We start from the raw sequence: 12,381 nt of genomic DNA, 5'->3' as shown, positions 1-12,381 counted from the left end.
TAAACACGATTCATGGTCAAGGTGGGCAAACGGGGTCTGGCCGGTCCGGCCGCGGTCTTACTGATTGCGCAGTGTGCACCGGCTTCATTGCGAGCGGATATGACGGAACTGCCTCCGGTGACCGTGATTCCCACGGACGGTCTGCCCCAAACCGCCGACAATCTCTCACGAGCGCTTACGAACAATGCCACTTTTCGGTCACGGAATGACGTCGAAAGTTCGCAGTACAGCAATATCAACGATTTCCTGCGCGGAACGCCGGGCGTTTTCGTGCTCCGGGGCAGCGAGGGCCGCGCCGTGGGACTGAGGGTACGCGGCGTGACTTACACCCAAGGCATGGTGACATTCGATGGCGTACCGTTACTGACGGCACTGCCGGCACTGAGCTGGCTCGATACCATTCCCGCCGAAGCCTTGGGCGGAGCCACCGTGGTTCTCGGTTCCAACCATGCCTACTACACCAGCCAAGCTTTGGGCGGCAGCATTCAGCTGAGTTCCAAACGGACCACGGAAGATTATGGTTTGGTTCACGCGGAAGGGGGAAGCTTCGGAACCTTCCGCACGACACTGAGCGGCGGCTTGCTGGCCGAGCATGCCGACATTTCCGTCACCGGAAGTCGGGTGAACCAATTCGACGGTGCGTACGACGCCATACCCGACCGGGGCAATCCGGAGCGGGACCGCTTCGGCAGCACCTTAGGGATAGCGCGATACGGCGCGCGGTTCACGCCGGATTTGGCCGTGGACGGCAGCGTCCTCTACAAAGACTCATGGCAGGACGCCGATCTACCGGGGGTGACTCCGGCCGGTCTTCCCACCTTCGTCGACAGTGCGACCACGGATTTTCACGAAAAACTGTGGCTGACCCAAAATACCGCCTCAGCGCATCTGACCGATGACTGGACCAGTCGGTTGCAGCTGGCCTACACCGAGAACGACGTCGCCGCTCGAGCCGGGCGTCTACCGTTCAGTTTCAGCAGCCATTTGATGTTCGCCGATTGGCGCAACAGTCACGCACTTTTAAACGATCAGACGCGCCAGCGATCCTGGCGACTGGTGTGGGGTGGGCAGGTGCGTCACGAGCATGGGGAAAGTGAACATCCCTTGCAATCGTCGCAATTCCACGACGAGCGAAAGACCGTGATCGGATTTGCCGAGCTGCAGGCCGATTTGGGGAAATGGTACCAAGAAGCGGGCGTCCGGGTGGAAAGCCACGACGACTACGGCAAACACACGCTACTGCATTTCGGGTCTCGCTGGGACGTTTCGTCATCCTTGAGCCTCCGGGCCAACGCGGGCACCGCATTCCGCGCCCCCAGCTACGGCGAACTGTATATGCCGCTCTTGGGCAGTCCCATTCTCAAACCGGAGAAAGGCTTGACGGCAGATGCCGGATTCGATTGGGTGCCGATCCGCAATCTATACATCTCCGTAACCGGCTACTACGGTCGCTATAACGACCTGATCACTTCAGAAATCAGCTTGGGACGCTTTGTTCGCCTCGGCAACACGCCGCGGGCCCGCATCGCCGGAGCAGAGGCTTCGTTGGAAGTTCTCTGGTCCGAACAGCTCCGCAGCGGTCTGGACTTCACTTATCAGTACAGCCGCAATCTGGACAACGACCGGCCTTTGCCGGTGCATCCGGAAAAATCCGGCCGCATCTGGACGCAGTGGAACCTGGATGCCTTGCCGCTGAGCCTCCGCGCGAATGCAACATACCAAGGCTCGCAATGGAACGATAGCGCGGCGACTTTGGCCACGGACGACACCGTCCGTGTCGATCTCATAGCCACCTATCGCGTGTTGCCGCAACTCGATCTTTATGTGCGCGGTGACAATATTACCAACAACCGAACCGGCGGCATCTACGCCCGCTACACTCCCGGAACCACGGTATTCGGCGGAATTCACGCGAAGTTTTGATTTGGAATTACTCGCAAATGCCGGTTAACAGCGGATGTCGCAGCAGCGACTGACGCAGGCAATCCGCCTCGTCCATGGATTCGGCCAAGCCTCGAAGTATCGCTGCGCTGCGATGGCGGTAGGTTTCCGCTTCAGGGAGGCGTCCCCTTCGGCTATCCAGCTCCGCAGCGGTTGCGTACACCCGCCATGCCGCGAGTGCGGCCTCGATCGTACCGAGATGGGACAACGCCTGTTCGACTTCCGCCCCAGCCGTATCCAATGCCTTTCGGCCCATGGCCACTTCGGCCAACAGCCGATGTCCCAGCGCCAGATAAGCCGGATCGGGAGGCAAGGCCGAGAGCTCGCAAACCTTGTTGGCCTGCTCTTCGGCTTTTTCCCACTGGCCTTGCGTCAGCCAGTATTCACCCAGGCCCAAATGAAAGAGCGGCCGCAGGTACCAATCCATCAGTCCCTGACACGCATCCAGCAGCTGATCGGCTTTGGCGAAACTCTCGAAGGCTTCGGCGTGTTGCCTCAAACCCAGATGGGCCGCCCCCGACCGGATCAGTCCGAAAAAGGCATTCGAGGAATCCCGCTGGTCGTGCATTTTTTCCATCGCGGCCTGGCACAGACTCCGTGCACCTTCGTAATCCAAAGCCTGCTCGTGTAACCAGCTCATGAGCAGAGTGAAATGGATGATTGCAAAGACATTGCCGTTCCTTTCGGCCATCTCTAATGCTTTGGCGATATGGCGCCGGGCTTCCCCCCACTCTCCGATGTGCAGCATCGACCTTATGCAAAGGGCCTCGCAAACCATGTATTGCAATGCGTCGCCCCGGTTCTGAGCGATCTCCATTGCCTCGCGTGCGAGAGCGATCGCCGACCGATAGTCGGCCCTGGCGTATTCGAAACTGGAATGCAAGGTGAGGCTGGCGTTAAGCAATTCGCGATTCCGCGTTGCGCGGGCCATATCCATGGCCTTTCGACAATCCCGGATGTAGTGCTCGCTCCATCCCTGCAAAGTGTTATGCCATCCAGCCCAGGAGCCTCGAACCAGGATTTCGATCATCTCGTCCTTTAAATCCAGAGCGCGTTCTACCGCCTCGGTCACTAACGCGAGGCAGCGGGGCCGATCCATCCAATAACAAACCCTGCCCTGTTCAATCAAGGCTTTGAGCTCCCAAAGCGGAAGACCCGCGCTGACCGCAAGCTTGCGAATAGCCGAAAAGTCTTCCATGGCGCCATCGGTGTCGTCCATAGAACGCTTTACGACACCGCGTCTGAACAGCAATTCCATGATTAAGGCCTCGCGTTCCGCCTCCGGAAGCGACTCGGACAGGCGTAGCGCGTGGCTGATGTAGTCTATCGCTTCTCGGTTGGCATAGCGGCTCACGGCGTTCTCCGACGCCAGACGCAGATACATGATTGCCTTAGACAGCTGTTTGCCTTGCTCGAAATGATTGGCCAATTCCGCCGCGATCGTTTTGGATTTCTCGCCGTATCCATTTTCCAAGCATTCTCCGGTGGACCGGTGCAACTGCATCCGGCGCCCGGGCGCAAGGCGGCGATAAAGGATTTCGCGATAGAGGGAATGCCGAAAACCATAGCGTCCGGCCATTATCCCGTCCGCCCACTCGTCGGCACCGCATGACTTCAACATCTGGCCGCGCCGGCGGAGTTCATCGCAACACAGTTCGATCGTCGCCAAATCTTCGCCGGATACGGCTGCCAGCAGTGCCGCAGACCATTCGACGCCGAATACGCTCGCCATTTCGAGCAAGCGCCGCTCGGAAGCGCTCAGGCGATCGATTTGCGCGTCTATCATTTCCAAGAGATTATCGGGTATCGCCAGCTTCGAGCCCGTATCGTAGGAACTCGATGTAAGGCGCCCCAAATCGACCAGATGTTCGACCAGATTTACCATGAAAAAGGGATGGCCCTCGGTCCATCGGTAAATGGACGACGATAAAGTCTCATGCCCCCCCTCTTCGGGATAGCGCGATACCAAATATTCCTTGATTTCGTCCTCGCCCAGACCGCACAAGGCCAGCTCGGCGCATAAACCGCGCGCCTGCAATTCGTGCCTGATCCGCTTGATCGGGTGTTGCGTCAAACTTACGTCGACCGGTCGGTATGTCGCGATGACGAATAACTGAGCCGGTGAACTTCGACGCCCTAATAGAGAGATAAGATCGACCGTCGCATAATCGCCCCAATGCAAATCGTCGATCACCAGGACCAAGGGAAATTCGGAGCTGATGCTCTCGAAAAACTCCGCCGCCTCTCTGAGCATTCGGGCATTCGTTGCGCCCAGGACCTGCTGGCTGAGCTTGTCCTTATCCGCGGGCGTCAAGACCGAGTTCATTTGCATCAGCCAGGTCGGTGCATGTCGGTGCAGCCGGTCGACCAATTGCTGCGCGCCAGCTCCGCGGCATTCGTTCTCCAAAGCCTCGATCAAAGGCATAAACGCCTCTCCCGCACCGCACTGTTCGACGCATCGGGCGCGTAGCAGCCCCAGATTCGTGCCGTTGGCGCGAGCCAGAAACATATCGATTAGGGTGGTCTTGCCTATCCCGGCCTCGCCGGTGAAGAAGACTATCTGACGCTCACCACGCCTTACCCGTTCGAAGCGTGCTTCCAGCCATTCCAACTCGCTCCGCCGCCCTACCCAATACATCGAATTCACATCATGGGCTGCGCGATTGGCCGCTATTGGCGACAGTGCCGGCGCACGAACTTCCCGGCTGTCTGCCTGCATTACCTCGGCAATGAAGCGATAGCCGTGTTTCGCCACCGTTTCGATGTAAGTGGGTGACTTCGGATCATCCGCCAGAGCTTTGCGCAATTCGTTGACGCATCCTTTAAGAACCGACTCGCTGACAAAGCGGCGATGCCAGACCGCATCGAGCAAAGCGTCCTTGGTTAACAGCCGGCCGGGATTCATAAGCAAGTAGTGCAAAAGCGCAAAGGCTTTCGGCGGCAAGCCCACCACCTCCGACCCTCGCCACAAGACGGCGTTTCCGGCGTCTAGCCGAAAAGGGCCGAATAGCAAACTCTTACCGATCTCCATACCTACAGGCTCCGGCATTCGTGGTTAGCATTGCAGTTGGCGGAACAAACCATATTTGACCAAAAACTGACCGTTTTCTGACGACTTTCGAACCTTTACAAATCAAAATCCAACCCTCATCAGCAAATTGGCACGCCGGGTGGTGCGGATCAAAGACGTTATCATCGTAGCGTCTCTCCCTTCAGGATTTCGATGGAGCTTGCCGCGCAGAGCGCTTCCTCGATAAGGCAAACCGGGCGAATTGCCAGTCTGCAAGTAAATTCATTTCGCCGTCTGTGACAAATTACCTCGTTGACAATCAACAGATTCGGCCGGCGGTCATTTCGGTAATTCAGAACGCGGAGAATGCCCAACCGTCTGGCGATTTTCCGTGCGAACAACGCACGCGGCACGCGCCCGCTGCTCGCTAAACGGAGGGCTAAGCATGCGGTTCCGGCGACCGTTTGGCGACCGGGATCGATTACCCCGCATCGTTTCCAAGCTGGAAACGATGGAACAGGCGCGCTGTCGACGAATACCTGCCATAAGCGCCCACACTTCGGACGTCGTGATGAAACCACGCCCGACATTATCCGATGCGACATGAAACGGGCGTTTTCTCTTTTGTCCTCGCCAGAAAAACGACATCGCCGCTGCTTGAGTACCTCTATCCGTAAGGCCCCCCACTTGTGGAGCGGTCGAACAATCTTCGTTCGGCATGTTTCCCCTCTAATCTGATAAGCTTAGCCGCTCGCGAGCGATGTCCCCGTGACATCCGTCACTGCCCCTATCACCGAGGCCAGATTGCCGCGCTCCGGAACCGGACGACGATGCGCAAACTTCCGGCCGTATCCAGCGAGGACGAGCAAGATTGATTCGACTAATACTTTACGGCACACACGGTTGTCATTTGTGCGAAGACGCGGAATTTCTGCTGTCTAAAGCGATTCAAGCGAAAGGCGCCGAGATTCCCGTCGAGATAGTAGATATCGCCGAGAAACTCGAGTTGGAACACCGCTATGGCGTACGGATTCCGGTCGTGCGCGATTCCGCATCGGGTGCCGAACTCGGCTGGCCCTTCGACGAAGAACGGTTAGGCGAGTTTCTCCATAGCCTGTCCTAGTCCGGCTTATCAAACATCATGCGGCCTAACTAATCCGTTAACACTTAACCGATTTTCAATGTCATGAACCAAAACGCTTTCCGCATCGAAAAAGACAGCATGGGCCAATTGCAGGTGCCGGCCGATGCCCTTTATGCCGCCCAAACTCAGCGCGCGGTGGAAAATTTCCCGATCAGCGGACTCAAGATGCCGCCGGCCTTTATCGCGGCCGTAGCCTTGATCAAGCAGTGCGCCGCCCGCGTAAATAGAGACTTGGGCGTTTTGGACTGCGGCTTTGCCGAGGCCATCGAGCGGGCAACGCAGGACATAATCGACGGACGTTACGGCAACCAGTTTCCGGTCGACGTATTCCAAACCGGTTCCGGCACCAGCACCAACATGAACGTCAACGAAGTCATCGCCACGCTTGCCTCCCGTGCCTGCGGACAAAGCGTGAGCGCCAACGACCACGTCAACATGGGGCAAAGCAGCAATGACGTCATTCCGACGGCGATCCACGTCAGCGCTGCGCTCGCCGTCAACGCACAGCTCATCCCCGCACTGGAGCATTTGCAGACCACGATCGTCTACAAGGCGCAATCGATCGAGCACGTGGTCAAGACCGGACGCACCCATCTCATGGACGCCATGCCCGTCACCCTGAGCCAGGAACTCTCCGGCTGGGCGTTGCAAATCCAAAACGGCGTTGAGCGTCTGCGCGCCTCATTACCGCGTATCTACAAACTCGCCCAGGGCGGCACGGCCGTAGGTACGGGCATCAACGCCCATCCGGAGTTCGCGGCGAAAATGGCGGAGGCGCTTTCCGACGCCACGGGCCTGCCGTTCGCGCCCAATGCCTCGTTTTTCGAAAGCCTGAGTTGCCAGGACGCGGCCGTGGAATTGTCGGGCCAACTGAAGACCGTGGCGGTCAGCCTCATGAAAATCGCCAATGATCTCCGCTGGATGAATTCCGGCCCCCTGGCGGGTCTAGGTGAAATCGAACTGCCGGCGCTACAGCCCGGCAGTTCCATCATGCCGGGCAAAGTCAATCCGGTGATTCCGGAGGCTGTTTGCATGGTCGCCGCACAAGTCATCGGCAACGATGCCACGATTACTGTCGCCGGCCAGTCCGGATCGTTCCAGCTCAACGTCATGCTGCCGGTCGTCGCATACAATCTGCTGCAAAGCATCGACCTGCTGGCGAACGTCTCGCGTCAATTGGCGGATAAGGCCATCGCCGATTTCGTCGTTCGTGAAGACAATTTAAAGAAAGCGTTGGCACTCAATCCCATTCTGGTTACCGCGCTGAATCCCGTCATCGGCTATCTCAAAGCGGCGGAAATCGCCAAAGCGGCCTACAAGCAGCAACGGCCGATCATCGACGTGGCCGCCGAAATGACCGGGATTCCGCGCGAGGAATTGTCCGAGCTTCTGGATCCCGCGAAGCTGACGGAAGGAGGCATTCAGGGCTGAAGGGATTCGTCGGCAAGGGATTGCCGACCTACGTCGAACCGCCGGGTCGTAGGTCGGGAATCCATTCCCGACAAGGAATCAATTTTTTGTAGGGTGGGTTAGGCCGCGAGGCCGTAACCCACCGAGCGACCGCGAATCGGTGGGTTACGCTGCGCTAACCCACCATCGATGGGTTTCGCTTCGCTCTACCCATCCTACGATGAATGTCCATTCGAATGCCGAACGGAATAAGCCGTTGACTGTGCGAATAAATTCGCACCTACCACGGCGCCCCCCCCCGTTTTTGGGATGAAACGCTCCGCTGATCTCGGGCCGCGTTCGAGTGTACGGAGAACCCGGCTCAAAGAACCATCCAGCGAGCCAGCGCGATCAGAGCCAGCATCCCACCGCTCCGCACCGCCCAGACGGTTCCGCTCCCGCGGCGCAGGACGTATTCGACGCCGTACAGCAGGATCGCCGATTGGACGGCGATCTTGGCGTAGTTGACTTGACTAAAAACCGGTAAGTTCGCCGCGACCAACAGCACGAACATCACCAGGAAGTCCGACGGCGTCAGGGTGAAGTAGCGCCCCGAAAACCGCACGCCCACGCCCACGATGACGGCCAGCAAGGCGATAGCGTAATTGAACCAGCGCTCCGCCTCCGAGTACTCGAAACCGGCGGTCTGGGCGAGATAAACCACCAGGATCACGCTCGAGTAAACGGCCACGCGCTCGATGAAGCCCGCACCGGGAAGACGAGCCCCTACCCAAACCAGCCAGGTCACCAGAATTCCCGCGGCAAACACCGCAATCTCGTCCAGATCCTCCTCCTTCGTTGTGACGGCGGTTGCAACCAGGAACAACGGCACGGCGAGACGGACGGATTGAAAAGCCGTTTTGTCCAGCCAGGCTTTCTCCAGAATCAAATTCAATTTTCGGGTGAGAAACGACGCCTGGCCACGGTCGACTCCGTGTAGGCGCCAACGGAACGCCTGTGCGAGCGGGAAGAATGCTCCGACCACGGCGAACAGGGCCAGATAGATCGCCAGAACCAATAGGTCGGACTCGTAACGGAGAAAATACGCGAGAAGAATGCAGGACGCCTGGACCACGTACGTCGTCAGCACTGCCTCATAATGGTCGAAACCCAGAGACAGGAGCTTATGGTGAAAATGGTTCCGGTCCGGCTTGAACGGCGACACGCCGCGAAGTATCCGATGCCCCATGACCAGCAAAGTGTCGATGATCGGCAATCCCAAGATCAGCAGCGGCAAAGAACCGCTCAGCGCCGTATTGACCTTTTGCGTAAGCAACACGGCAAGAACGCCCGCCGAGAAGCCCAGAAACTGGCTGCCCGTATCGCCCATGAACACGATGGCCGGGTGGGTGTTGTAGCGCAGAAATCCCAAGATGGCGCCCAGGATGGCAACAGCAGTCGCTATTGTTTGATAGCCGTCGGCCAAATCGGCTAGAAACGCAATGCAAGCCAGACTCAGAATGCTGAGTCCCGCCGCCAGTCCGTCCAAACCGTCGGCCAGATTCATCGCATTCGTCACGCCGAGCAAAAAGAATACCGTCAGCGGGTAAGCGACGGCATCGGGCAGCGTTCCGCAGTCCCAAAAACACAAGCGGCGGATCACGATGTCGCCGAAAACGACCACCACCAGCACCGCCACGAACTGACCGAAAAACTTGATCTTGTAGTTCAGGTCGTAGCGATCGTCGAGTAAGCCGAACACGCTTAGAATGCCGACGCCGAGCAGGCAGATCCGGAATCCGGAATCGAGATCGAACTCCAGGAGCAGCGCCACGATGGTCGCAATGACCATGCCGATCCCGCCCACCCGTGGAATCGCCGAAACATGGACCTTCCGCGCATCGGGAACATCCACCAGGCCGAGCGGCGCAGAAAATCGGATCAGTGCGGCCACCAACACCATGGCCAGAAACAGGGTGGTCAAGAACAGCACAAAAAGCTGCATAGAAAATCCTTATCCGTACCTGCCAATACCGCTAAATTAAGCTCCATACCGTCGTTCCGGCAGGGAATGCCGGAACCCAGAAGCCAGGGATAGCATCAGCCTGGATCACATCCCCGTGCTCTGGATACCGGCACTCCCTGCCGGTATGACAGCTTGACTTAACGGCTTTGGCGTACAACTTCGGCAAAATTAAGCGCATGCGTCTAATCCGCGATATAACGATTCAATTGCGGCTTCAAGACACGCAGGAACTCGTTGAGCCGCGCCTCGCCCGTCGCGAGCTCCTCTCCGCGGGGAAGATAGGTCGTGAGCCGCACTAGGGCGCCGTCGGTACGATTAAGCGTCAGCGCATCCCAGAACAGATACCACTTCACGGCATATTCGTTGGTCAGATTGCGCCCGCGCTGCTGAAACCAGTAGTAAACGAGCTGGCGATCCTCGCCTTTCTGAATGACCAGGCGGTTGATCCTAAGCGGATCGCCTTCCTCGCCGGGAAGATCGGCATTCACGGTCTCCAGCGATTTGATTTCCCAACCGCCGCCCGGAATGCAGGAGCGGGGCGAATGTATCGACTCGCCCTTGCGCTGGGAGGCGTAATAGGCGGAATAAAAATTGACCGGCATGACCCCGTCGCGGACATAGTTAGCCAGAATGTAGTCATCGAATTTGAGCGCATCGATGTATTGCTGCTCCATCGTCTCGCGCCGCCCCGTCCAATCGGCCAGTTGCATGGGGAAATCGACGAACTCGGCACGAGGAGGAACGAATTCTTCCCGATGCTGCAGGAGTTGAGCACCCCCCAATGCCACGACCGAAAGCCCCAGCACCGGCCAGTATTGGCGCGGCAAGGTGCGCTCCCGAAACAACGCATCCTTCGGCGACGGTTCCGGAAACGCCAAACCAAACACTTCCAGCAACGGCCGCGGCTCCCGCCCGATCCTGGCCAGCAGCCACATTTCCCCCACCAGTAGGCCGGTGCAGGCCATGAAGATTGCCCAGCCCTCGAAATCGTGCAGGAATCCTTCCGCCATCGATTTTCCCCAGTACTCGACCATTACCCCGATGATGCCGATGCGAAAGCTGTTCATCAGAATCGTGATCGGAATGCTGGAGAGAAAAATTACGGCCCGTTTCCACAATGCCACCTTGAAGAAATAGGCGCACATGAACGAGAGGCTCATCAGGGGAAAGAGATAACGCAGCCCGTTGCAGGCTTCCACCACCTGAAGCTTGTACGAGCCGAGGTCGATGATATTGCCTTCGAGATAAACGCTGATATCGCAGGCCCGAATGAAAGAGACGCCGAGTGCCGAGGAAAGAAGCTGAAGTTTGCCCGACAGGCCCTGGTAGAGAAAATTGGGCAAGGGAATCGAAAAAAACAAAAAGAACAGCGGTATCCAAATCTGCTTGAATATCTTGAACCCGGTCACCGCGAGAACCAGGCCGAACAAGACGACCAGGAAGGCATACTGGACGATGATGTAGAGCGTCGCCAATTCGCCCAGAAAATAAAGTCCCAACCCCAAGCCGACGACACCTACACCGGCCCAGGAGCCTTCGAACGGCAACCGGGCCAGTTCGTTTTTTTTCTGCCAGATCAGGAAAGCGGTGATGAACGGAATCAGAAGACCGTGGCTGTATTCCTCGCTTGTCGTCCAGTATCCGAAGACGAATTTGAGGCCGTCAAAAAATGTAAATACCGATATCCCTATCAAAAGGCTGAACCACCCCCAAAACTTGAGTCCGATATCCCACAATTCAGTTTTCGAATCTGTTGCAACCATTATGTCCGGCCTTTCTCTATTTCTATTCTTAGTGCCTGCCCCAAATAAGGCGATATCATCCGCTTAACTCCATTCGGCATTCGAGCGAACATTCATCGTAGGATGGGTAGAGCGAAGCGAAACCCATCCTACAAAATGAATTCCTGACTGAAAGCAATTTGGAATAAGTCCTACCCCGTTATTCCAATCGCAAACAGCCCATTCCGCTGGCGCCCAAACTCCCGTTTGGGCGTCCTACCCGAGAAGCTCTAGCTTCCAGAAACCGCACGCGAATCGAGAAGCCGGAGCTTCCCAAACTGGGTTCCCAAACGGGAGTTTGGGAACCAGCACAACCAGCGCAAGGCGCAAACATCGCTTTAGTCGCGGGACCTTCCCTACGTGGCATGGCAGCTTACCTTAACGGCACTGGTCCAGTAGGCCGTTCGCCCTGAGCAAAGTCGAAGGGCCTGTCCTGAGCAAAGTCGAAGGGTTTCTAGGGTCAACTGGAATAGCCTCCTATTACCCAAGATATCTAAACTCAAACATACTTAACGCGGTAATAAAAAAGCTTTATGAATTCTTTAAGTACAAAGGAAGCCGAGATTTTGTTTTCCCACCACAGACTTGGATTCCACCAACGCGGCCGGCTCGCGATCAAACGATAATCGATATTCGAGACACCCAATACCCGCTCGCAAACCCATCCGAGCCGCCGGAAATGTGGCGGATCGGAAACGATAAGGACGCTGCTCCAGCCGTTTTTCTTAACCAAATCCCTTATAACGTGCGCTTCTTCCCATGTGCTTTTGGCGGAACTGTCCAGCAGAATTGTTTCACTCGACACTCCCAACGACCGGAGATAGCTATATCTCGGATCGTTCGACGGTTCCCCATTCCGATCGTGCGCTTTCTGTACTCCGGTTAAAAGAACATGCTCAGCCCACCCGTCGCGCATCAAAGATCCGCCCGTCGCCACTCGCGTTTCCCACCCGCCGCCCAGAATCACGACCAAGTCGGCCTGCCGAGGATTATTGGACTCGATAGCCAAAAAATCGCCCGCACGGCTGCCAAGCAGCAATGCAATGGCAAACACCGAAATCACTGCGCACCATGCGACACGCCACGCAAC

At 57.2% G+C, this 12,381-nt stretch carries 7 protein-coding genes; 3 read left to right on the top strand and 4 right to left on the bottom strand.

Translation table 11 applies throughout. The features are described from left to right. Positions 1-99: 99 nt before the first annotated feature. Positions 100-1,923, top strand: coding sequence for a TonB-dependent receptor (locus tag ACWJJK_RS10035; RefSeq protein ID WP_168175485.1), 1,824 nt, complete (start codon positions 100-102; stop codon positions 1,921-1,923). 7 nt (positions 1,924-1,930) lie between these two features. Here the strand turns inward: ACWJJK_RS10035 and ACWJJK_RS10030 are convergent, their stop codons facing one another. After that, on the bottom strand, positions 1,931-4,972 hold the full coding sequence (locus ACWJJK_RS10030) for an AAA family ATPase (protein ID WP_168175486.1): 3,042 nt from the start codon (positions 4,970-4,972) through the stop codon (positions 1,931-1,933). An 850-nt stretch (positions 4,973-5,822) separates the two neighbouring features. Between ACWJJK_RS10030 and ACWJJK_RS10025 the strand changes: the two genes are divergently transcribed. Both ACWJJK_RS10025 and ACWJJK_RS10020 read left to right on the top strand, forming a co-directional pair. Further along, a complete protein-coding gene (locus tag ACWJJK_RS10025; RefSeq protein ID WP_077731863.1) occupies positions 5,823-6,074 on the top strand; it encodes a glutaredoxin family protein in 252 nt (83 codons plus the stop codon). A gap of 63 nt (positions 6,075-6,137) precedes the next feature. Next, positions 6,138-7,526 (top strand): class II fumarate hydratase, encoded by a 1,389-nt coding sequence (locus ACWJJK_RS10020; RefSeq protein WP_077731864.1) that lies wholly within the window; start codon positions 6,138-6,140, stop codon positions 7,524-7,526. Between the two features lie 340 nt (positions 7,527-7,866). Here ACWJJK_RS10020 and ACWJJK_RS10015 read toward each other — a convergent pair whose 3' ends face one another. The 3 genes from ACWJJK_RS10015 to ACWJJK_RS10005 all read right to left on the bottom strand — a co-directional run bounded on the left by ACWJJK_RS10015 (position 7,867) and on the right by ACWJJK_RS10005 (position 12,345). Next, the gene (locus ACWJJK_RS10015; protein WP_077731865.1) at positions 7,867-9,489 is read right to left on the bottom strand and encodes an MraY family glycosyltransferase; all 1,623 of its coding nucleotides are present in this window, start codon (positions 9,487-9,489) and stop codon (positions 7,867-7,869) included. Positions 9,490-9,692: 203 nt separating this feature from the next. Then, positions 9,693-11,273: a VPLPA-CTERM-specific exosortase XrtD gene (gene xrtD / locus ACWJJK_RS10010; RefSeq protein WP_077731866.1), complete on the bottom strand. Its 1,581-nt coding sequence runs from the start codon at positions 11,271-11,273 to the stop codon at positions 9,693-9,695. A gap of 517 nt (positions 11,274-11,790) precedes the next feature. Further along, positions 11,791-12,345 carry a YdcF family protein gene (locus ACWJJK_RS10005; RefSeq protein WP_168175487.1) on the bottom strand — a complete coding sequence of 185 codons (555 nt, stop codon included), beginning with the start codon at positions 12,343-12,345 and terminating at the stop codon, positions 11,791-11,793. Between the last annotated feature and the right edge of the window lie 36 nt (positions 12,346-12,381).

Source organism: Methylocaldum gracile, assembly GCF_053646815.1.
This window is presented reverse-complemented; position numbering and strand designations above follow the sequence as displayed.